The sequence below is a fragment of the Streptomyces diversicolor genome, assembly GCF_057537855.1.
Genome location: NZ_BAAJXA010000010.1, coordinates 179,676 through 200,413 on the forward strand (window position 1 = coordinate 179,676; position 20,738 = coordinate 200,413).

Sequence of the window (20,738 nt, forward strand, 5' to 3'; positions counted from 1 at the left end):
CGGGCAGACGGCCAGATGCCCACCCGCCAGGGACAGGCACCGCCCCCGTAGCGGCGCTAGGAACTGCGCGGCCAGGCACGACGCGCCCGCGGACAGAGCCGGCCGGCGCTCGGGAGCGTCAGGCGGGCGCTGCGGCCACCAGCCACTGGGACGGCAGCTCGATGCGGGTGCCGTCCGGAGCGGACTCCGTCGTCACGAGTGGCAGTTCGCCGCCCGCCAGGACGGCGAGGCCGGCCGCGCGCAGATACGCGGACACCGCGTCGTCGGCCACCGCGCCGGGCGCTATCCCGTGACGGAAGACGGGGGCGAGCTTCGGGGGCGGGCCCGCCGGACCCTGGGCCAGGCCCCGCAGGACCGCGCCGGCGGCCTCGGACGGCTCGACCAGGAAGACCCGGCCGCGCTCCCCCACGAGGGTCGCGAGCCCGTCCGCCAGCGGCCCGCGGTCGTCCGGTTCGGCCTGGTGCAGCACGCCCCGCATGTAGACGTTCGCGTCGCCGAGTTCCCCGTGCAGCGCCTCGGCGTCGCCCTTGTCGGCGGCGTCCAGCATCCGGTACTCCGCCCGGCCGGTGGGGTCGGCGTGCCGGGCGTGCGCCAGGGCCGCCTCGGCGACGTCCACGCCCAGCACCCGCGGAAAGCGGTCGGCGAGGAACCGGGACTGGGTGCCGTTGCCGCAGCCCAGGTCTATCAGCGGCAGGGCGGGATCCGTCAGATGCGGTTTCCACAGGGCCAGATGGACCTTGGCCGTCAGCTCGGCATCGGCGTCCCAGAACACCGCGCCCGGCTCGTCGGGCGCCTCGCGCCAGAAACCCTCCCAGGCCGCCCGGTACCGACTCGTCACGCTCATGCCCAACTCCCCAGGTACGACGCTCGTCCGCCATGTGTGACGGGCCCGTACGGTCTATCGCGTGCGGGTCCCGGCGACAAGCGCCCGGCGCGCTCCTTCACCACGCCCACCGTTCCCGTACGCCGTCGCGCGCCCCCGCGAGCGGGCGGTCAGCCGCGCCGTGAGGTCAGTTCGAACCAGACCGTCTTCCCGGCGGTCGTACGGCTCGTGCCCCACTCCCGGGCCAGCGTGCTCACCACGCGCAGCCCGCGCCCCGCCTCGTCGTCGGGTCCGGCGCTCAGCAGGGTCGGCAGGGTGTGATCGTCGTCGTCCACCTCGCACAGCAGCGTGGCGCCACGCACCAGCCGCAGCTGGACCGGGCGGCCGTGCGAGTGCCGTACGGCATTGGTGACCAGCTCGCTGACCATCAGCTCCGCGCTGTCGGCGAGCCGGGCCAGGCCCCATGCGTGCAGTCGCTCGCGGACCGCGGCGCGGGCCCGGCCGACCTCGGCGGGCGCCAGGGCGAGCCGCCACTCGGCGACGTCCTCGGGCGCGATGCCGCCCAACCGGGCCATCAGCAGGGCCACGTCGTCCTTGCGTCCGCCGCGCGTGTTCAGGGCGCGGATGATCGTGTCGCAGGCGTCGTCCATGGACGCCGCCGGATGGGCCGCGGACTCGCAGAGCGTCGCGAGGCCCACGCCGATGTCCTCGCCGCGCACCTCCACGAGGCCGTCGGTGCACATCACCAGCCGGTCCCCGGACGCCACCCGGACCCGCACCGCTTCGAAGGGCACACCGCCGACGCCGATGGGGGCGCCGGTCGGCAGGTCGAGCAGTTCGCTGCGGCCGTCCGCGCGCACCAGGACCGGCGGGATATGGCCCGCGTTGGCGATCAGCAGCTCGCCCTCGATCGGGTCGTAGACGGCGTACAGACAGGTCGCGAGGTAGGTGTCGCCGAGCCGTTGGGCGAGGTCGTCGAGGTTGCGCAGCAACTGGGCGGGCGGCAGGTCGAGGGCGGCCATGGTCTGCACGGCGGTACGCAACTGCCCCATCATCGCGGCCGAGTTGAGGCCATGACCCATGACGTCGCCGACGACGAGCGCGGTGCGGGCGCCGGGCAGCTTGACGCAGTCGAACCAGTCGCCGCCGACCCGGCCCAGCAGGGTGCCGGGCAGATACCGGGTGGCGATGTCGCAGCCCGCCATGCGCGGCGGGATGTGCGGCAGCATGCTGTCCTGGAGGGTCTCGGCGACGCTCTCCTGGTAGGTGTACATGCGCGCGTTGTCCAGCACGAGGCCCGCGCGGGCGGCGAGTTCGGCTCCGGTGACCCGGTCCATGTCGTTGAACTCGGCGCGCTCGGGGTGGCGCAGCAGGATCATGAAGCCGAGGACGACGTTGCGCGCCTTCAGCGGCACCACCAGCATGGAGCGGTTGTTGATGAGGGGCCGGATGTCGCGTTTTTCGAACTGCGAGGCGATCGCGTGCCCCATCTCCTCGCTGATGCGCGGCACGAGGACGGGTTCGCCGGTGGTCATGCACTGGAAGAACGGGGTGTGCGCCGGGAACGGCATGGCCTCGCCGACCGGTACGACATCGTCCCAGCGGCCGGGTTCGTCGGTGTGCTCGACCGCCACCCGGTGCCACATGGTGGTGGTGTCGGGCACGCCCTCGGGGAAGCCCTCACCGGCGACGACCTGTTCACGCAGATAGGTGCCGGCGACATCGGTGAAGCGGGGCACGACGGCCCTGCTGACCTCCGTGATGGTCCGGGACAGATCGAGGGAGGTGCCGATGCGCCCGCTGACCTCGTTGAGGAATTCGAGGCGTTCACGGACCGCGGCGTACTCCAGGTCCTCGCCGTCCTCGCCGTCCTCGGCCGCGAGTTCCGCCGGTACGGGCAGGCCCTGCGCGGCGGCCCGGTCCGCACGGGCCCGCCGCGCCAGGCGCTCGGTCCGCCGGGCCACGCCCCAGTCGGGGGTCACCGGCACCCGGTTGTTCTGGCTGAACTCCAGGACGGGGTAGCCCAGTTCGAGGACCTGAGCGACGATGCGGGCGCTCTCCTGGACGCTCATGCTGGGCAGGATCTCGGGCAGCCGGCGGGCCAGTTCGTCGGCGCCGGGGAAGTCGGTGTGCAGGGCGAAGCCGGGGGCTATCCGTTCGAAGGCCGCCGCCCCGGCCCCGCCGTCCGGGCCCAGCCGGTCCGCGTCGGCGGCCAGCACCAGCAGCCGCTCGCTGCCCGGGCCGACCAGCGGGTAGGCCCACCACAGCACGTCGACGCGGTCGCGGTCGCGCTCCGGCGCACTGAGGCGCGCGCGGCCCGCGGCGGGGTAGTTCAGCCGCCCGTCGAGCGAGGACTCCAGGCCGGGGCCGACGCCGTCGTGGTCGGCGTACGCGCCGTACGGGGTGATCTCGTCGTCGTCGGGGAGCGCTCCCGAGACGGGCAGCAGGTCGAGCACGGAGCGGCCGATGGCCTCCTCCTTGGCGGCGCCGAAGAGCCGTCGCGCGCCCGTGCTCCAGTGGGACACGAGGCCGTCGCGGTCGACGACGACCACGGCCAGCGGGATACGGCCCGCCGCGCCGTCACCAGCCCCGCGGCTGGGAGGTGCGTCCCGCTCGGTGCCACGGTCCATGGCTCAGGCCCCCTCTCCCCACGGCTCCGCAAAGATCTGTGCCGCCCGTCCCCACCGTACGGCGCCGCCCCGTCGCGATGTGTGCCAACGCCGGAATTGGCGCCGCTTGATCGCTCCGGCGCACGGGACGCGCGCCCCGGGGGGCGCACGAGTGGGTTCGCGCCCCCCGGGCGCCGGGTCAGTCTTCGTGGCCGAGCTGGAGGTCGCGCTCGGTGCGTCCGCCGCCGGCGACCTGGAGGACGGTGGCCACCGGCGGGTAGCCGGCCGCGATGACGGTGTACTCGCCGGAGGAGAGGTCGACGAACCGGAACGTTCCGTCGGGGCCGGTGGTGAGCGTGTCCACCACGTTGCCGGCCGCGTCGAGGAGGGTCACCCGGGCGTCCTCGACGGGCCGTCCGCCGCTGGCCCGCACGGTGCCGCGCAGCACGGCGCCGCCCGCCAGTTCGACGTCCTGCCGGGTCTCCCGGGCCGCCTGCACGCTGACCGGGAGCGCGGCGGGCCGGAAGGCGGGCGCGCTGGCGGCGAGGGTGTACTCGCCCGCGACCAGTTCGGTGATGACATAGCCGCCCTCGCGTCCGCTGCGGGTGGTGGCGACCACCTCGCCGTGCGCGTTGGTCAGCGTGACCGTGGCGTCCCGCACCGGGGCGCCGTCCGCGGTGAGCACGGAGCCGGCCAGGCGGCCCGCGCCGCCGAGGACGACGTCCAGTTCGACCGGCCGCTCGCCGACGGTCACGGAGACGGCCTGCGGCTGGTGGCCGCCCGCGGCGGCGATCAGGACGTATGCGCCGGAGCCCGGCGTGGACAGCGCGTACCGCCCGTCGTTGCCGCTCGCGCCCCGCCCGATCTGCTGGCCGGCCACGTCGATGAGGGTGAGGGCCGCGCGGGGCACCACGGTGCCGTCGGGGTGCTGCACCGTGCCGCACACGGGGATGCCCGCGGCGTGGGACGAACGTGCCTGCGGGATGGTGGCGTGCACCTGTGCGGTCTCCTGGTCGGTGGCGGGGGCGTTGTGGGACACCAGCGGTTTCTCCTTGAGGAAGAAGGCGATGAGCAGGCCGAGCACGAGCACCGGGACGAGGTAGAGGAAGATCCGGGGCATCGCGTCGGCATAGGCGCGGATGTAGGCGTCGCGCAGTGCCGGGGGCAGCGCGTGGACCACCTGCGGGGTGATCGACTCGGCGTCCGGCAGCCGGGTGCCGGCCCGCGCGGGGAGGCGTTCGCTCAGGGCGTCGGTGAGCCGGCCCGCGAAGAGGGTGCCGAAGACGGCGGCGCCGACGCTGCCGCCGATCTGCCGGAAGTAGTTGTTGGCGCTGGTCGCGGTGCCGAGGTCGGCGGGGCGCACGGAGTTCTGCACGGCCAGGATGAGGACGGGCATCACCATGCCGATGCCGGCGCCGAGGACGGCCATCCAGATGCTGTAGTGCAGCCGGGGCGTGTCGATCTCCAGCCGGGACAGCAGCCACATCCCGGCCACCGAGAGGGCGCCGCCGAGGACGGGATAGAGCTTGTAGCGGCCGGTGTGGCTGATGAGCTGTCCGGAGACGATGGAGGCGCCGACGATGCCGCCCATCATGGGCAGCATCAAAAGGCCCGACTCGGTCGCGGTGGCCCCGTCGACCATCTGCAGGAAGGTCGGCAGATAGCTGGCGGCGCCGAACAGGGCGATGCCGACGACGAGGCCGACGAGCCCGGTGATGTTGAACACCGAGTCCCGGAACAGCCGTAGCGGGATGAGGGGTTCGGCGGCGTGGTGCTCGGCGACCAGGAACAGGACGGTGGCCACCGCGGCGCCCGCGCCGAGGCCGAGGATCTGGCGCGAGCCCCAGTCGTACTCGGTGCCGCCCCAACTGGTCAGCAGCACCAGGCAGGTGGAGGCGAGGGCCAGCAGCAGCGCGCCGAGCACGTCGAGCCGGGCGCGCACGCGCTGCTTGGGGAGTTTCAGCACGACGCTGATGACGGCCAGGGTGACCAGGCCGAAGGGCACGTTGATGTAGAAGCACCAGCGCCAGGACAGGTGGTCGGTGAAGTAGCCGCCGAGCAGCGGTCCCGCGACGGAGGCGAGGCCGAAGGCGGCGCCGATCAGACCCATGAACCGGCCGCGCTCCCGGGGCGGCACGATGTCCGCGATGATCGCCTGCACGCCGATCATCAGCCCGCCGGCGCCGATGCCCTGGACGGCCCGGAAGGCGATCAGCTGGTCCATGCTCTGCGCCCGTCCGGCCAGCGCGGAGCCGATGACGAAGACCAGGATGGCGAACTGGAAGACGGCCTTGCGGCCGAAGAGGTCGCCGAGCTTGCCGTAGATCGGCAGTCCCACGGTGGACGTGAGCAGATACGCGGTGATCGCCCAGGACATCTTGTCCAGGCCGTGCAGCTCGCCGACGATCTTGGGCAGCGCGGTGGCGACGATCATCTGCTCCAGCGCGGCGAGGAGCAGGGCGAGCATCAGCCCCAGGAAGACCAGCCGGACGCCCCTGCGGCTCAGTTCGGGGGCGGGGGCGGGCGGCGGCAGCGGCACCTCGGCAGGTGCCACCACCGGCTCGTGCTCCACCAGAGTCGTCCCGCCCACGTATCGCTCCCCTCGTCGCGCTGCCGCATATGTACCGCGCAAGGCGACAACTACGAGCAAGCGCGACGAGTTACGGATTCATGCCGGGCGTCGCGGAGATCCACTCGAACCGGTGAGGGGGCCAACGCCCCTTCGCCACCGGCGTCTTGGACTACTTCTCGACTTCGGCGGCGAACTTGGCGAGCAGCGCGTCGTAGATCCGGCCGAGCCCCTTGGGCGCGAAGGTCCTCTCGAAGAAGCCGCCGATGCCGCCGGCCCCGGTCCAGGTGCTGGTGACGACGACACGGGAGCGGCCCTCGCCCGCCGGGGTGACCCGCCAGACGGTGACCATGGAGGAGTTGCGGTCCTTCTCGACCAGCTCGCCGTCGGTGGGCTCGGTGACCTCCAGGAGGCAGTCGCGGACGCGCTTGCTGGTGGCCTGGAGCTTCCAGTGGACGACGGTGCCCTGCCCGTCGCCGCCCTCGCGCACCTCGTACTCGCTGAACTGCTCGGGCAGCACCCTCGCGCGCGTGCCGGTGTAGTCGGCGAGGGCGTCGAACACCTTCTCCGCGTCCGCCGCGACGACCCGCTCCGTAGTGGCCTCGACCTGCGCCATCGACTTCCTCCAGGACTTCTGTTCTCGGGGTTGGGGCAAGCCAACCACCCCGGTTGCCGGCCGCCAAATCGGGATGCGGGAAGCGATCGGAAACGGCCCTTGCACGATCATGCGAACGGGTGTTCTATTCTTGGGTCAGCGCTACCGAGGAGGCGTGATGCGCTGGGAGAACCTCACAGTGGAGCCGGACCGGCCGACGCACGGCCGGGCCGACGCGGCCCTGTTCGGCGCGGACGCGGTGACCACCCGTACCTTCGACACGCCCGAGTTCCGCGGAATCACCTTCCACGAGATCCGGGCCCGCTCGATCATCAACCGGGTGCCCGGCGCCTCGCGCATGCCCTTCGAATGGACGGTGAACCCCTACCGCGGCTGCTCGCACGCGTGCGTGTACTGCTTCGCCCGCAAGACCCACAGCTATCTGGACCTCGACACGGGGATCGGCTTCGACACCCAGATCGTGGTCAAGGTGAACGCGCCCGACCTGCTGCGCCGCCAACTCGGCTCCGCGCGCTGGCGGGGTGAGCACATCGCGATGGGCACGAACGTCGACTGCTACCAGCGCGCCGAGGGTCGCTACCGCCTGATGCCGGGCGTGATCGCCGCGCTGCGCGACCACGCGAACCCCTTCTCGATCCTCACCAAGGGCACGCTGATCCTGCGCGACCTGGATCTGCTCAAGCAGGCGTCGGAGGTGACGGACGTCGGCATCTCCGTCTCCGTCGGCTTCACCGACCCCGGCCTGTGGCGCACCGTGGAGCCGGGCACGCCCGCGCCCGAACGCCGCCTGGACGTGGTGCGGACCCTCGGCGAGCACGGCATCGGCTGCGGTGTGCTGATGGCCCCGGTGATCCCGTTCCTGAGCGACCACCCGGCCCAGCTGCGGGACACCGTGCGGGCGATCGCGGCCGCCGGTGCGACCTCCGTCACCCCGCTGGTGCTGCACCTGCGGCCCGGGGCCCGCGAGTGGTTCATGGCCTGGCTCGGCCGGCACCACCCGCACCTGGTGCGCCGCTACGAGCGGCTGTACGCGGAGGGCGCCTACGCACCGAAGTGGTACCAGCGCCGGATCACCCGTCAGGTGCACGAGCTGGCCCGGGAGTACGGCATCGGTCCCACGCGCGCGGGGATGCCGCGCCGCATCCGGCCGCCGGAGCCGGAGCCCGCGCCGGCCCACGGCGCGGAACCGGCCGGGCCGGTGCAACTCACGCTGATCTGAGCGCGTTCGAGCGCATCCCGCGGGCCCAATCGGGTCAATTATCGCCACAGCAGGTTCTTCCGGGCGCCCCCTTCGGGACGATGCGGCGAGGACCGCGACCCTCGCGGATCCGACCTCTTTGTCCCGGAAGGACGCAATGAGAACACGCGCTGCCGTGCTGTGCGCTGCCGCCGCCGTCGTCGTGGCCGGATCACTCACGGCCGTCCCCGCCGGCGCGAGCCCGCGGCACACCGCCACGGGCGCCCGGGCCGTCCCCGCCGCCCCGGTCGGGAAGCCCGCCTGGAAGAAGTGCGGCACCACCGACTACCCGGCGCTCCAGTGCGCGTCCCTCAAGGTGCCGCTCGACCACGCGCACCCGCAGGGGAAGCAGATCACGCTCGCGCTCTCCCGGATCCCGCACACCGCGAAGACCTCCCAGGGCCCGCTGCTGGTCAACCCGGGCGGCCCCGGCGGCAGCGGTCTGACGCTCGCCGGTTACGTCGCCTCCGCGCTGCCCAGAAAGGTGGCGGCCCAGTACGACGTCATCGGGTTCGACCCGCGCGGCGTCGGCAGGAGCAGCCCCGCCCTCGACTGCCGGCCCGGCCACTTCGCCGCGGTGCGGCCCGACTCGGTGCCGAGCACGCCCGCGATCGAGCAGGCCAACCTGGCCCGCGCGCGGGCCTTCGCCGCGGACTGCGGCAGGAAGTACGCGGACGTGCTGCCGCACATGGACACCGTGAGCGCCGCGCGGGACCTGGACGCGATCCGGCAGGCCCTCGGCGCGCGGCGGGTCAGCTACCTCGGCTACTCGTACGGCACCTACCTGGGCGCGGTCTACGCGAAGCTGTATCCGCAGCGGGTGCGCCGTCTGGTGCTGGACTCGATCGTGGACCCGACCGGCGTCTGGTACGAGGACAACCTCCGCCAGGACCACGCCTTCGACGACCGCCACCGCGCCCTGATGGCCTGGATCGCCCGGCACGACTCCGCCTACCGGCTCGGCACGGACCCGGAGGCGGTCGCGGCCGAGTGGTACGCGATGCGGACGGCGCTGGCCGCGCGGCCGGCGGGCGGCAGGGTCGGCGCCGCCGAACTGGAGGACACCTTCATGCCGGGCGGCTACTTCAACGGCTACTGGCCCCATCTCGCCGAGGCGTTCGCGGCGTACGTGCACGACAAGAAGACCGGCCCGCTGGTCGAGGCGTACGACGACTTCGGTGCCGTCGACGCGGCGGGCGACAACGGCTTCAGCGTCTACTCGGCGGTGCAGTGCCGTGACGCCTCCTGGCCGCGCGACTGGAACCGCTGGCACCGTGACACCTGGGCGGTCCACGAGAAGTCCCCGTTCATGGCCTGGAACAACACCTGGTACAACGCGTCGTGCGCCTTCTGGCCCACCGGCACCCGGCGGCCGGTGAACATCGCCAACGGTGAGCTGCCGCCGGCGCTGCTGTTCCAGGCGACCGACGACGCGGCCACCCCCTACGCGGGCGGTGTCACGGTCCACCGTCTGCTGGCCGGCTCCAGTCTGGTGGTCGAGCAGGGCGGCGGGAACCACGGCGTCACGCTCAGCGGGAACGCCTGCCTGGACGAGCACCTGGCCCGCTATCTGACCGACGGCACGGTCCCGCGCGGCGACGGCGCCGCCGACGCGGTGTGCGAGCGGACGCCCGATCCCAAGCCGCTGCGCACCAGGGAGGCGTCCACCGCGTCCCGCGGCTCGACCCTGCACGGTCTGCTGGGCTTCCGCCGCTGAGCGGCGCGCGGTCCCCGCTGCCCGCGGGGGCGTTGTCACACCCGTGGTCCACCATGGACGCATGAGTGAGCCGATCAGGATTACCGCCCCCGACGGGGTCGCGCCCGCCGCCCAGTACACCCATGTCGTGGCCGCCACCGGCCGCTTCGTCGCCGTCTCCGGCCAGCTCCCGCTGGACGGGGACGGCGCGCTCGTCGGCGCGGGCGACCCGGTGGCCCAGGCCCGCCAGGTCTTCGAGAACCTGGGGCGCTGTCTCGCCGCCGCCGGGGCGGACTTCGGCGACGTCGTCAAACTCACCTACTTCGTCACGGACATGGCCAACATGCCCGCGATCCGCACGGCCCGCGCGGCCCACATACCCGACGACCGCCTCCCCGCGGCCTCCGCCGTACAGGTGTCCGCGCTGGTACGCCCGGAGTTCCTGATGGAGATAGAGGCATACGCGGTGATACCCGAGTGACCCCCCTCCTGCTACGCCCCATGACACCGACCGACTGCGAGCGCGTCTCAGAGATCCGCGTCCGTGGCTGGCAGAGCGCCTACCGCGGTCTCCTGCCGCAGACATACCTCGACGCGCTCAGCGTGAAGACGGACGCCGAACAGCGGCGCGCGCGCTTCGGTGATGGGTCGGGCCCGGTGCTCGACCTGGTCGCCGAACTGGACGGCGAGATCGTCGGCTGGGCGGCGCACGGGCCCTACCGGGACGGCGACGGGTGCACCGCCGACGCCGAGTTGTACGCGCTGTACGTCGACCCCGGACGTGTGGGCGGCGGCATCGGGCGGGCGCTGCTCGCGGAGTCGGTCCGGCGGCGCGCGGTCGCGGGCCACCCGCGGATGCTCCTGTGGGTGCTGAAGGAGAACGCGCGCGCCCGGCGCTTCTACGAGCGGGCCGGGTTCCGGGCCGACGGCGCCGAGGAGCCCTTCGACGTGGACGGCGTGTCGGTGGCTGAGGTGCGGTATGCGCGGGGGCTGGGCGGCTGGGCGGGCGTCATCGGGCCGGGGGGATCCGGGCCAGGGCGTGTGCCGCGGACTCGGCGAGCGCCGGGCGGGCCAGGGCCTCGGTGAGGACGGTCCTGGCCCGCGCATCGCCCAGCTCGCCCAGGCCCTGCACACAGGCGAGGGCCACCCGGCGGTAGGGGTCATGCGGGCGCAGCCGCCGCTGAAGGGTGGTGATCAGCGCGGGCACGGACTCGGGGGCGCGCAGCTCGACCAGGAGCCGGACCGGGTGCAGGGCGTAGGCGACGCGCAGTTCGTTGGTGGCGAGGGCGGCGGCGGCGCGGGCCGTGCGCGGGTCGCCGAGCCGGGCGAGGGCGTGGGCGGCGGAGGCACAGCGCGGCGGGTCGCGGTGGTTGAGCAGCAGCACGAGGGCTTCGAAGGCCCGCCGGTCGCCCGCCACACCCAGCCGGAACGCGGCCAGTTCCCTGGCCCACAGCGGCTGACCGGCCGCGACCAGCACCTCCGCCAGTTCGTCGGGGTCGTCCGTCGCGACCAGCCGCTGGTACCCGGCCGCCCCGTGTGACTCCTGCCGTAAGCGCTCGGTGAGTGATCGCAACTCTTCGTCCACGCGTCCCAGACTAGGGGCGCCGTGCGGCGCCGGAAGCCCACATGGCGAACCAGGCGTTCCGCTGTGAGCGGGCATGACGTCTCCTCGTCCGGCTGCGGCAGCGTCGTGATGGGACGCAGTTCCCCGCGCCCCTTGCGGTGCAGGTGACGTTGGCGCCCTGCTCGCGCAGGTGGGCGGTCAGCACATGGACGTACGTCGTCTTGCCAGTGGCCTGGGTGCCTTCGACGGCGATAACGCGGCAGTCGCAGATGGACAAGGTTCCTCCAGGAGGGCGGTGAAGGTGGGTGTTTCGAGCCAGTCCCACGCGCCCTTGGCGCCCTCGGCGATGGCTCGGTTGACGTTCAGGCCGGTGTCCGGCCGCTGGGCTAGGCCAGCGGTCAGCGCGGCAACGTAGGCCGTGGAGACGGAGTGCCGCAGGTTCAGGACGCTGACGCGCTCCCGACCCTCAGCGTCGCCGTCCTCGACCCACAGACGGTGCCAGGCCGGCATGGACTTGTTGAGCAATTCGGGCTGGGTGACGTCGAGCCCGAGTTCGGTGCACACGTCGACCAGGCGGCGGGACACGCCGGCGAGTAGGTGCCCGGCGTCGTACCGGGTGTCCACGTAGTGGCTGGTGTCCGGGTCGGCGTCTCGACGCTGCCGCCACTGCTCCCGGGCAGCTTCCAGGGCCGGAACCGCGTCCGCGGGGGCGTTGGCCTGCAGGACGGACAGGTCGGCGCAGAACTGGTGACCGGTGATGATGGTGGCCGTCTCAGCGGCCGAGGTGACGCATACCGCGGCGTGCCGGATCAGGGTGTCCATCTCGCCTGGCTCGTCCACGTACACGCTGGACCACTCGAAGGGCGCTCCGTCCAGGTCCGGAGTCCGGCCGACGGGCAGGTCGAGCCATGCCACGCTGTAGCAGAAGGGCCGTTGCCCGTTCTTGATGCGGTAGTTCTTCGTCCACTCCACATCGATGGAGGCGATGCGGACGGTCCCGGAGCGCAGCGGCGGGGGCGCCAGCGCTCGGGCGGTGGGCATGCTGCTCTTGATGATCATGCGGTGTCTTCCTGGTGTCCGGTCGGGCCCCACCGACGGGGTCCGACCGGACCGTGCTGGGCGGCTGCCGTTCCCGGAGCCGCGTTCGGTGAGGCTGCTGGTGCGAGGGCGGCCTGGACCGGCGGGAGCGGTTCGTGCTCGCGGCGCAGTGCCTCGCCGAGGCCACGGCGGGAGTACACGACCTCTACGCCCCAGTGGTCGCTCGTTCCCTCCATCGTCAGGACGTTGACGGCCAGCACCGCGCGCGTGATCCGCCCGTCCGAGTAGACGCGATCGATGCGCCGGGGGCCGCCCTGGTCGGGTTGGGCATGCCCCGCCGTCGCCGCCAGAGCGCTGGTCTGCCCGCGTTCGTAGGCGGCGTAGCGGGCTGCGTCGTGCAGCCCGCAGGTCAGCAGGGCCCGGTCGAGGTACGTGCAGCTGATCCGGGATCCGTCCGGGGCCAGGGTGGTGCGGTGGTGCTTGTGCGCGTGGTCGGTGACCTTCGACCAGTCGATGGGCGGAACGGTCTCACCGTGCGGGATCGGGTACTCGTTGCAGTCGCCGCCGCCGATGAAACCGCCGCGCTGCTTCATCCGGTCGACGAACGCCGTGATCTCGTCGGCCTCCCGCTCCCGGCCCTTGGGGCTGTTGAACGCTGCGTGCCACGACATGAGCAGCAGTTCAGCATCAGGGGCGTCGGCGAAGCGCGCGGAGACGATGGTCGGCGGGATTCGCCAGAACACCGGGTTGTAGTGCACGCGCTCGCTGAAGGGGAAAGTCTCCTGCCGGACGAACAGAGCGGTCGGGTTCCGGCCGGCGCCGTTGGACGACAGGTAACCCTTCATGTCGAGCAGTTCCTCGGCGGCCTTGAGGCGCCGTTCGTCCTCCAGGTGGCTGTACTTGGCCTCCTGCCTCAGCACCACGTCGGGGCGGCGACGTCGAAGGGTCTCGTGGGCGTCCACCCACCGCTGCGGCAGGTCCCCGTCCGGGGTGTTCTCTCCGCCGTCCCGCTCCAGGTTGAGGGATACGACCGTCACGACGGGTTCGTCGTACGTCGAGTGCGCGGTCACTGGGCTCCTCTCGATCTGCGTATGGGGGTTCACTTGAGTGCGCCGGCCGGCACGCCGCCCAGGAGAGACGGAGCGGCCTCCCATGCCACCTGGCGGAGGACGTCCTCGACGCTCAGCTCGCCCTCCCAGTGCAGTCGCCGGGCGTGCTTGCCGCCGAGAAGAGCGGTGGTGAGGGCAGAGGAAAGGACGTTGCAGGCGAGGGCATCACGACAGACGCCCTCGTTCCGCTTCCCGGCCAGGGCCTCGCACGCTTCCTGTGTTCTGGCCTGCTGGTGGGTGCCGGCGAACTGATGGAACGGCACCAGGTCGTGGACCGCGGCAGTGTCGCTGATGAGTCCGGCCGGGCCGAGGTCGTGGCTGGTGTCCACGCACCGAGCGGTGGACGGGTCCCGGCGGGTGCGCTCTTGCCAGGCGTCAGCGACCCCAGCCACCCCCGGGTACCGCGGTTCACCCTCGGCCCGGGGGAGCTGCTGCAAGACGTACAAGTCATCAGCCCCGTTGTGCCAGGCGATGATCTGCGCCTTCCTGCGGGCCTGCACGAGCAGGATGTCGACCTGCCTGGCGATGGCCGTCGTATCGGTCACGGCGTCCGGGACCAGGACCCGATAGCCGAAGTTCGCGAGGGGCGCGGAGACCTCAAGGGAACGGGTGCGGTGCACCTTCATGAACACCGCGGCGGAGCCCATAAGGGCGATGTCACCGTCGGCTTCCCCCCAGATCAGGGACAGCCCGGTCAGCCACGTTGCCAGTTTCTGCACCGGGCGCGTCACCGAGCCGAACGGGGTCTCAGGCCATGCGAGGTTCGTCAGTTCCTGCACGTCACGCCCCCTGCGTCACGGCGTGGATGGACCGGCCGACGTACTTGGAGACGTGGTTCTCCTTGAAGCGGTACCGCTTCCACATCTCGGTGATGGGCTCCTCCAGGACGTTGCCCAGGGTCTCCCACAGGTCCGGCGCGTCGTAGACCGGCCATGCGCGCGCCGTGCCGTTCGGCTCGACGACGATCATGTGGCCCTCGTTCTCCGGGGTCCACGCCGTCAGACGCAGCGCGGGAGACCACTGCATCTCGGCCCGCTGCTCTTTGAGCCGCGCGAAGGTGGTCTCGGCCTCGTCGGTGGTGATGAACTCGTGGTCGGCGAGGTTCAGGGCGTTGCCCTTGCGCAGGGGCAGAATCAGCTTCACCTTCGTCGCGTCGAGGACGTCGGCGATCTGCACGGTGTACGGGAGCACCGACAGGGTGGAGCGGTAGACCACGGCCGACATGGCGAGGGGGATGCCCGCTTCCTGTAGGACGCGAACGCCGGCCATGGTCTTGTCGTAGTCGCCGCGCACACGCTTGAAGGCGGCGCGGGGACCCTCGAATCCCACGTTGGCGTACGCGATCTTCCCAGCGATGTTCCGCGCGTGGTCCAGGGCGTGTGTGGCGTTCGTGGGCACGGCCACGATGTGATGACCGTGGAAGATGTCCACGACTTCGCTGAAGTCCTTGCGCATCAGCGGCTCGCCGCCGGACAGGAAGACGCGTGCGACGCCGTTGAGGTTCTGCCGGATGGTGTCGAGCTGGTCGAGCGTCGGGTCCGGCATCTGCAGAACCTCGGAGCAGAATGAGCAGTCGAAGTCGCAGCGTTTGGTGACCTGCACGATCGTCGAGAGCGGCGCGGTGAGCATCCCCGCGATGGTTGCGATGTCGGCGTCTGCCGGGGCATTGAAGTGCTGGCCGTTGAACGCGTACCCGACGCCTCCGCCGAGGTCCCTGTGCGTCTGCTTCGGCACAGTGGGCATCCCAAGGTCGGTCATGGCTCCTCCGATGGTGGATTCGAGGGTGCGAGCGTGGCTGTTCGGTATGGGCCCGTGTGGGCCGAGGCTGGGGTCTGCGAGGGAACGACCCCAGCGCCTTTCCTGCGCCGGCACCCCAGGCTGGACGGCATCCCGGCTACCAGCGCAGATGTCTACGGGGTACTGGCCGAGATCAGTTGAGCTGACCGCGATGTGCCGATCGGCTTCTCGGTGAGCGCGAAGAGCAGGTGCAACGAGTGACCTGGGACCAGGGGCGTGCTGACCTGGTGTGTCATGCCCTTGGGCAGGATCAGCACGTCACCGGAGCGCATGACGAACTCCGTGGGGTCGCTGCCCCGGGCCGGCCAGACCCGCCATGACTTCGCACCCCGCATCTGCACGATCAGGCCAAGCCAGGCGTCATCGTGCGCACCGAGATTGCGGTCGCCGGCCTGCGACTCGTACGCCGTGCAGATCACCTGCCGCCGCAGCATCCCCGCCAGGTGGAGCGAGACCAGGCTGTGCCAGCCGTCGCTACGGACGTCCAGGCTCTCGTACACCCGAGTCCGCGGCCGGTCCCGGTACCCCCGAGCAGCCCTGCCCGGGTCGTCGGTGCGGTGGAAATCTGTGCCGTCGATCAGGGCGACGGTCTGGCCCGGCATCGTGCTGTCAGCCACCGGCACGGGGATCTGTTCGATCCACGCGGCGTCGAACGCCTTCAGGTGACTGGGCTGCCCGGGCGCTGTCCAGATTCGGGGCATCGCCGCCCACCCCAGCACCCCCAGAAAGGAGCTTGCCGTGCTGTACGGCGAGTACACCTCTGTCACGCGCATGATCCCGAGTCCTCTACCAGTACCAGTGGCCTGTGCTGCCGTCGGGTCGCCGGGTGGCGTCGCAGGAATGGGCCTACAACTGCTCGGCGTGGGTGCTGAGGGCGGTGTCGGACGGATCGAGGACCTGGGTCATGTGCAGCAGGTCGTCCTGCCCCAGGTCGGCTATCTGCCGCGGCTGAAGTTCGATGACTCCCCGGTCACCGTTGACCGTCTGGACGAGCACGGTGTCCTCGGGGAGGTCCAGGTCCGCAGGGGCGTACAGCAGGCGGAAGGCTCCGCCCACCGGGTGCCGATTCAGCACCTGGGCCAGTTCGCCGAGCAGTGACTGGGTCTGCTGCCGAACAAGCGGAGAGGTGGCAACGTCCACGTACGTCTCCTCGTGTATCAGTAGGTGGGATTGGTCCGGCGCACTTGGTTGTGCGCGGTCTGCACCGCCTGCGGACCTGGGCCGGGATGGTCCTGGTACCGGGCGGAAGCCGGGGGCTGCTGCTGGTTGCACTGCCAGGAGGAGCTGCGCCGGCACCTCGCGGAGTGGCCATGCCGGACGAGCCGGTCACTCGCCGTCGGTCGGACCCGGTTCGGCCACGATGGCGTAGCGGGGAATACGGCGCAGGCGGTGTTCCGGTTCGTCGCGCGGAACGCGCGTGTGACCGGCACACCTCGTTGCATGCGTCAGGCGGCCTCCGCAGCATGCAGCTCGGCCGTCAGCGCACCGAATGAGAGCACACCGTAGATGCTCAGCCCCTCCTTCTGGTCTTCCATTGGGGCCTCCGGACCAGCAGGCAGCCCCAACGCATGACGCACAACTGATCACGGTGGTCTGGCCGTCACGATCCATCACTGTCCGGACTCGGCCCCTGCACGGAGGGAGTGGGGACGGGCTTGTCAGGAGCGTCCAGCCACACCTTGCAGACGGGTCCTCCGCGAGTTGTGAGACCAAATCGTTCGAACGAGGGCTTGTCCTGGGCTTCCCACCACGAGTAGGCGGCCTCCAGCTCGTCCCACAGTCTCCGCGGCCCGGCCTGAGCGATCTGGAACGTGGTCCGGGACTTCAGATAGTCGGCAGTGGCCCAGCTCGTGACGCCCGTGTCGAAGAGCCACATCCGGTAGGCCCCCTCCTCGCCGTAGGTGATGCGCAGGAAGAGGTCCGGGACCTGGACACCGATCGCGAACATGACGATCCAGTCACCAACGTCGTCCGGTGACAGGCCCGTGGTCGACAGGTCCGCCTCGGCGGGCCAGGTCTGCGGGTCGACGAAGCGTTCGGTAACCGGCAAGCGTCTACGTTGCTGACGCATCCGCATAAACGCGGAGGAGCCGACGAAGCGGCCTTCCGCGCGGCCGGTTTCGTCGATCACGAGTCGTACGACGCCCTCGCCACCATAGGTGGGGCCCCATGGGGCCACGATGATCCCGCCGGGGTGGGCCTGACCGATCCACTGGGACGGGATCACCTGGACGGAGGCCGTCGCGATAATCCTGTCGTAGGGGGATGCCTTGCCGTAGCCGATCGTGCCATCGCCGACGACGACGCAGGGAGTGTAGCCGGCGGCGTTGAGGCGGGCGCGTGCTTCGGCGGCAAGCGCCTTGTCGACCTCGACGGTCACCACATTCTCGTCGCCGACACGGTGGGACAGCAACGCCGCGTTCCACCCGGTGCCGGTGCCGATCTCCAGGACACGATGCCCCGAGCGCACGTCGAGGGCGTCGAGCATCGAGAAGACCATGGTCGGCATGGAACTAGACGAGGAGGCGATGCGCCCCCTGTTGAGGCCCGTGTAAGCCCCGTCGTCCCACTGCGTCGTGATGGGCGCGTCACGGTAGACCGCGTCCCACCACAGATCCGGCGTCTCCGCGCGCAGGACCCGGTCGTCCTGGCGGTTCTGGCCGGCGTGGCCAGGCCAGATGGCGTCCGGGACGAACCGGTCACGGGGTACGGCGTGGAACGCTGCCAGCCAGTCCGACGTCAGCACTTTCTTCGCCATGAGTTCGGCTGCCAACCGCTCCGGGCCCGCGGCCTGTGCGATCTGACTCATCGTCCGTCCGCCGGTCCCTGTCCGTCGTTGGTGTTGCCGCCCTCGTCGGAGCCGCCTCCGCCGTGCTTGTTGCCGGAGTCGCTGTCGTCCTGGGGGTTACCGCCGTCTGCGGCTTCCAAAATCCACCGAGCACGCACGCTGGTCCTCCTCTGGTCTTGAACTGTGGATCGTCTGGTCGTACGGACCCATCGAAGCCGCTTCGGCCCAGTGGGGGACGCTGAGCCTCACCGGGTGCTTTGCGCGGTCCTGTGAGGGCCGCGCGCCGAGCGCGGCATGCCTGAGCCGGTCCCGTCCACGCTCGGGGCCGGTGCGTGGAATCTGTTCCACCTCCATCAAGAGGCGGGCGTCGCCGAACATGCGGTACAACTCCCACTGGTTGACGTGCCAGCCCAGATGCCTTCAACGGCAAGCAGGCGCTCTGCGAGGTCACAGGTCGTCCACGCCATTCGCCGTGCGAGCCCCAGGGCCTGCCAGTAGCCGCCAGATACCCCTTCGCTGATCACGTTCAGGGCATCAGCTTCCGGGCGTTGTTCTCCGAGAACCTGGTCCAGGGCATCGAAGATGGCCGCCAAGTCCAGTGGCTCCCCGTCGCGCACCTTCTCAAGGAATGCGCCAAGTTGTTCAGAGGTGAGCGGCTGCCACCTGGGTATGGGCAGAGCAGTGAGGGACATCCAGGACTCCTGTTGGCGGTGCTACCTGCTCTTGTCTGCGGCCGGCACCTGTACCTCAGCCCAGGTGACCTTGCCCCAGCCGTGTAGGTCGTAGCCCCACCGCCAGCACACCGCATCGACCAGGAACAGCCCTCGTCCGCGCTCAGCCGTCTCGGCTGTGGTTCTGAGGTGGGGTGAGGCGTGGGATCCGTCGGCGACTCCGATCCGGACGATGGATCCCTGTCGCAGCTCGACGACGACCTTCGCCCAGGCGCACGCGGTGTGGTTGATGCTGTTGGTCAGCAGCTCCGAGACAACCAGCTCCGCAACGTCGGCACTGTCCGGTACTCCCCAGGTGCGCAAAACCTCAGCAACGAGGCGCCGAGCAGGCTGCACAGACTTTGGGTTGCAAGGCAGGTCCGACGTGTAGCCGGGGGCACCGGTCGCATTCGGTATCGCCATCATGGTGCTCACGGAGTCGTCTCCCCCAGCACATACCGCCGTCTTCGCCATGCCAGTCCTCAGCTCGCCGACCGTCGTCATCGTCCGTCGTTTGCCGTGTGTAACCAGTCAACTGCGGCTCAACCAAGATCAGTTCACACAAACCTTGCACAATGGGTCGCCGCCAAGGTTCAGTTGATGCTGCGCGGCCCTTGACATGGAAGAGTGAGCCTATGGAGAGCACGCCCACCGCCGGCGAGAACATCGGCGTCCTACGCAAAGCGCGCGGCGTGGGTCAGGCCAAACTCGCGCGCCAGATGGGGATCACCGTTTCGTATCTGAGCAAGGTCGAGACCGGTATCCGCCCTGCCACGCCGGTAATCGTCGCGGGTGCGGCCAAGGCCCTGCACGTCACCACGGCCCGGATCTACGGACAGCCATTCAGCGATCCGTCCGAGCAGGCCGATCTTTTGAACGAGCTTCGCGGAGCCGTTCGCCGACACACTCTTCCGAAAGAGGACACGCCGCAGCAGGACGAACTGGCCGCCGGTCTGAAGCGAGCCGCGCGGCTCCGGGCAGACACGAAGTACCTCGAACTCCTCCGGGATCTGCCCAAACTGCTCGGGCAGGCGACCGCGACGGCACTGGATTCCGACGGCGACGCGGTCGCCTGGGGACAGGTGTCCGACCTCTACGGCTGCGCGTACGCCGTCGCGCATCGCCTTGCCCAGCCCGACCTCGCGGACATGATCGTCTCGCGGCAGCAGTGGGCAGCACAGCGCACATGGAACCCTGCGGCGGAAGCCGCAGCAGCTTGGAACGAGGCCGGCACCTACCAGAGCGCCGGACAGTACGACGACGGCCTCGCGATCGTCGAGCGCGCGATCAGCCACTTCGAGGGTGCTCGAACCAACGGCCCCGAGTCGATGATCGTGCTGGGCTCGTTGCACTTGCGCGGAGTGGTGCTTGCCTCCCGCCATCGGGACAAGAACGCTACGGAAACACACCTGCGACATGCCAAGCAGCTGGCTTCTCAGCTCACGGCCGATCAGCTAGTGCACAATCTGACATTCGGGGAGGGCAACACCGCTCTGTACGAGCTAGCAGCGCACATCGAACTGGACCAGCCGAACAAGGCCGTTGAGATGGCGACGCCGCTCGCCGATCAGCCTCCGGCCGGGCTGAAGCCCAACCGGGTCGGGCGGTTCTTCATCGACTTGTCCCGGGCTCGTCTGGCTACGAAAGACCTCGATGGCGCAGAAGACGCGCTGAAGCAGGCGTTCAAGGTGTCGCCGCAGATGGCGGAGATCCATCCGATGAGCCGCGAAGTGCTCCGCGTCTTGTTCGTCATGCACCAGCGCACACGCCCGGATCTGATACTGATGGCCAAGCGCACCGGTTTAGCCACGTAGATCCAGTAGCGCGCCCTACCGCTTGTGTGGGCCGCTACTGCTTTCCGCCAGAACCGATCAGGCATCAACACTCGCAGTCCTCAGCCCTTGGCCGATGGGGTTCCCATCGAGCCGATCCAACAGATCATGGGCGGAGCCGAGAACGTCGGGCCGCTTCGTCCCGATGGCCGTGGCGCCCTTGGAATGCGCGTGGGTTCCATGAGCGCCTTCATCTGGTCCGGGCACGTCCCCGGCGCCTCTTCGAGGCAGCCGCCGTCCGTGTCGAACTTGGTCACCGCGTCCTGGAATGCAGTGGACGCGGCCTCCACGGTCACCGTCTTCGACCGGGGGCTGGCGTGCTCGTTACTCACCGGTTAGGCTCAGACGAG

General features: G+C 70.5%; 19 protein-coding genes and 1 pseudogene. 5 read left to right on the forward strand and 15 right to left on the reverse strand.

The genetic code is table 11. The features are described 5' to 3' along the window. Nucleotides 1–118: 118 nt before the first annotated feature. From AC27LF_RS14440 to AC27LF_RS14455, 4 genes are all read right to left on the reverse strand, one after another. Complete coding sequence (locus tag AC27LF_RS14440; protein WP_479659623.1) at nucleotides 119–844, reverse strand: class I SAM-dependent methyltransferase; 726 nt, start codon at nucleotides 842–844, stop codon at nucleotides 119–121. 149 nt (nucleotides 845–993) lie between these two features. After that, nucleotides 994–3,453 carry a SpoIIE family protein phosphatase gene (locus AC27LF_RS14445; protein ID WP_479659622.1) on the reverse strand — a complete coding sequence of 820 codons (2,460 nt, stop codon included), beginning with the start codon at nucleotides 3,451–3,453 and terminating at the stop codon, nucleotides 994–996. A gap of 178 nt (nucleotides 3,454–3,631) precedes the next feature. After that, nucleotides 3,632–6,022: an MFS transporter gene (locus AC27LF_RS14450; RefSeq protein ID WP_479659621.1), complete on the reverse strand. Its 2,391-nt coding sequence runs from the start codon at nucleotides 6,020–6,022 to the stop codon at nucleotides 3,632–3,634. Between the two features lie 151 nt (nucleotides 6,023–6,173). Continuing rightward, nucleotides 6,174–6,617, reverse strand: a complete 444-nt coding sequence (locus AC27LF_RS14455) for an SRPBCC family protein (protein WP_479659620.1) — start codon at nucleotides 6,615–6,617, stop codon at nucleotides 6,174–6,176. Nucleotides 6,618–6,774: 157 nt separating this feature from the next. Here AC27LF_RS14455 and AC27LF_RS14460 point away from each other — a divergent pair, with 157 nt between their 5' ends. From AC27LF_RS14460 to AC27LF_RS14475, 4 genes and pseudogenes are all read left to right on the forward strand, one after another. Then, nucleotides 6,775–7,836, forward strand: a complete 1,062-nt coding sequence (locus AC27LF_RS14460; RefSeq protein ID WP_479659619.1) for an Rv2578c family radical SAM protein — start codon at nucleotides 6,775–6,777, stop codon at nucleotides 7,834–7,836. Nucleotides 7,837–7,972: 136 nt separating this feature from the next. Further along, the gene (locus tag AC27LF_RS14465; protein ID WP_479659618.1) at nucleotides 7,973–9,571 is read left to right on the forward strand and encodes an alpha/beta hydrolase; all 1,599 of its coding nucleotides are present in this window, start codon (nucleotides 7,973–7,975) and stop codon (nucleotides 9,569–9,571) included. A gap of 61 nt (nucleotides 9,572–9,632) precedes the next feature. Then, nucleotides 9,633–10,031 carry a RidA family protein gene (locus AC27LF_RS14470; protein ID WP_479659617.1) on the forward strand — a complete coding sequence of 133 codons (399 nt, stop codon included), beginning with the start codon at nucleotides 9,633–9,635 and terminating at the stop codon, nucleotides 10,029–10,031. 20 nt (nucleotides 10,032–10,051) lie between these two features. Next, nucleotides 10,052–10,549 (forward strand): annotated as a pseudogene (locus tag AC27LF_RS14475) (GNAT family N-acetyltransferase); the annotation flags it as partial. A 10-nt stretch (nucleotides 10,550–10,559) separates the two neighbouring features. On the opposite strand, the gene AC27LF_RS14480 reads toward AC27LF_RS14475, so the two are convergent. The 11 genes from AC27LF_RS14480 to AC27LF_RS14530 form a co-directional block, all read right to left on the reverse strand. After that, the gene (locus tag AC27LF_RS14480) at nucleotides 10,560–11,135 is read right to left on the reverse strand and encodes an adenylosuccinate lyase (protein WP_479659616.1); all 576 of its coding nucleotides are present in this window, start codon (nucleotides 11,133–11,135) and stop codon (nucleotides 10,560–10,562) included. A 177-nt stretch (nucleotides 11,136–11,312) separates the two neighbouring features. Further along, nucleotides 11,313–12,173: a hypothetical protein gene (locus tag AC27LF_RS14485; protein ID WP_479659615.1), complete on the reverse strand. Its 861-nt coding sequence runs from the start codon at nucleotides 12,171–12,173 to the stop codon at nucleotides 11,313–11,315. Further along, nucleotides 12,170–13,222, reverse strand: coding sequence for an endonuclease/exonuclease/phosphatase family protein (locus tag AC27LF_RS14490; RefSeq protein WP_479659614.1), 1,053 nt, complete (start codon nucleotides 13,220–13,222; stop codon nucleotides 12,170–12,172). The genes AC27LF_RS14485 and AC27LF_RS14490 overlap by 4 nt, the downstream gene beginning before the upstream one ends. Before the next feature lie 29 nt (nucleotides 13,223–13,251). After that, nucleotides 13,252–14,040, reverse strand: coding sequence for a hypothetical protein (locus AC27LF_RS14495; protein ID WP_479659613.1), 789 nt, complete (start codon nucleotides 14,038–14,040; stop codon nucleotides 13,252–13,254). 1 nt (nucleotide 14,041) lies between these two features. Beyond that, on the reverse strand, nucleotides 14,042–15,019 hold the full coding sequence (locus tag AC27LF_RS14500) for a radical SAM protein (RefSeq protein WP_479659612.1): 978 nt from the start codon (nucleotides 15,017–15,019) through the stop codon (nucleotides 14,042–14,044). Nucleotides 15,020–15,171: 152 nt separating this feature from the next. Continuing rightward, complete coding sequence (locus AC27LF_RS14505) at nucleotides 15,172–15,831, reverse strand: JmjC domain-containing protein (RefSeq protein ID WP_479659611.1); 660 nt, start codon at nucleotides 15,829–15,831, stop codon at nucleotides 15,172–15,174. 73 nt (nucleotides 15,832–15,904) lie between these two features. Continuing rightward, nucleotides 15,905–16,198: a hypothetical protein gene (locus tag AC27LF_RS14510; protein WP_479659610.1), complete on the reverse strand. Its 294-nt coding sequence runs from the start codon at nucleotides 16,196–16,198 to the stop codon at nucleotides 15,905–15,907. A 460-nt stretch (nucleotides 16,199–16,658) separates the two neighbouring features. Next, a complete protein-coding gene (locus AC27LF_RS14515) occupies nucleotides 16,659–17,867 on the reverse strand; it encodes a methyltransferase domain-containing protein (RefSeq protein WP_479659609.1) in 1,209 nt (402 codons plus the stop codon). Next, complete coding sequence (locus tag AC27LF_RS14520) at nucleotides 17,864–18,004, reverse strand: hypothetical protein (RefSeq protein WP_479659608.1); 141 nt, start codon at nucleotides 18,002–18,004, stop codon at nucleotides 17,864–17,866. The genes AC27LF_RS14515 and AC27LF_RS14520 overlap by 4 nt, the downstream gene beginning before the upstream one ends. A gap of 195 nt (nucleotides 18,005–18,199) precedes the next feature. Continuing rightward, nucleotides 18,200–18,538, reverse strand: coding sequence for a hypothetical protein (locus AC27LF_RS14525; RefSeq protein ID WP_479659607.1), 339 nt, complete (start codon nucleotides 18,536–18,538; stop codon nucleotides 18,200–18,202). Between the two features lie 21 nt (nucleotides 18,539–18,559). Further along, nucleotides 18,560–18,982 (reverse strand): ATP-binding protein, encoded by a 423-nt coding sequence (locus AC27LF_RS14530; RefSeq protein WP_479659654.1) that lies wholly within the window; start codon nucleotides 18,980–18,982, stop codon nucleotides 18,560–18,562. A 209-nt stretch (nucleotides 18,983–19,191) separates the two neighbouring features. Between AC27LF_RS14530 and AC27LF_RS14535 the strand changes: the two genes are divergently transcribed. Beyond that, the gene (locus AC27LF_RS14535; RefSeq protein WP_479659606.1) at nucleotides 19,192–20,370 is read left to right on the forward strand and encodes a helix-turn-helix domain-containing protein; all 1,179 of its coding nucleotides are present in this window, start codon (nucleotides 19,192–19,194) and stop codon (nucleotides 20,368–20,370) included. Nucleotides 20,371–20,738 lie beyond the last annotated feature (368 nt).

Coding starts and splice junctions, on each gene's coding strand:
- AC27LF_RS14440 (WP_479659623.1), bottom strand. CDS start 844: ATGAGCGTGACGAGTCGGTACCGGGCGGCCTGGGAGGGTTTCTGGCGC.
- AC27LF_RS14445 (WP_479659622.1), bottom strand. CDS start 3,453: ATGGACCGTGGCACCGAGCGGGACGCACCTCCCAGCCGCGGGGCTGGT.
- AC27LF_RS14455 (WP_479659620.1), bottom strand. CDS start 6,617: ATGGCGCAGGTCGAGGCCACTACGGAGCGGGTCGTCGCGGCGGACGCG.
- AC27LF_RS14460 (WP_479659619.1), top strand. CDS start 6,775: ATGCGCTGGGAGAACCTCACAGTGGAGCCGGACCGGCCGACGCACGGC.
- AC27LF_RS14465 (WP_479659618.1), top strand. CDS start 7,973: ATGAGAACACGCGCTGCCGTGCTGTGCGCTGCCGCCGCCGTCGTCGTG.
- AC27LF_RS14470 (WP_479659617.1), top strand. CDS start 9,633: ATGAGTGAGCCGATCAGGATTACCGCCCCCGACGGGGTCGCGCCCGCC.
- AC27LF_RS14485 (WP_479659615.1), bottom strand. CDS start 12,173: ATGATCATCAAGAGCAGCATGCCCACCGCCCGAGCGCTGGCGCCCCCG.
- AC27LF_RS14500 (WP_479659612.1), bottom strand. CDS start 15,019: ATGACCGACCTTGGGATGCCCACTGTGCCGAAGCAGACGCACAGGGAC.
- AC27LF_RS14505 (WP_479659611.1), bottom strand. CDS start 15,831: ATGCGCGTGACAGAGGTGTACTCGCCGTACAGCACGGCAAGCTCCTTT.
- AC27LF_RS14515 (WP_479659609.1), bottom strand. CDS start 17,867: ATGAGTCAGATCGCACAGGCCGCGGGCCCGGAGCGGTTGGCAGCCGAA.
- AC27LF_RS14525 (WP_479659607.1), bottom strand. CDS start 18,538: ATGTCCCTCACTGCTCTGCCCATACCCAGGTGGCAGCCGCTCACCTCT.
- AC27LF_RS14530 (WP_479659654.1), bottom strand. CDS start 18,982: ATGATGGCGATACCGAATGCGACCGGTGCCCCCGGCTACACGTCGGAC.
- AC27LF_RS14535 (WP_479659606.1), top strand. CDS start 19,192: ATGGAGAGCACGCCCACCGCCGGCGAGAACATCGGCGTCCTACGCAAA.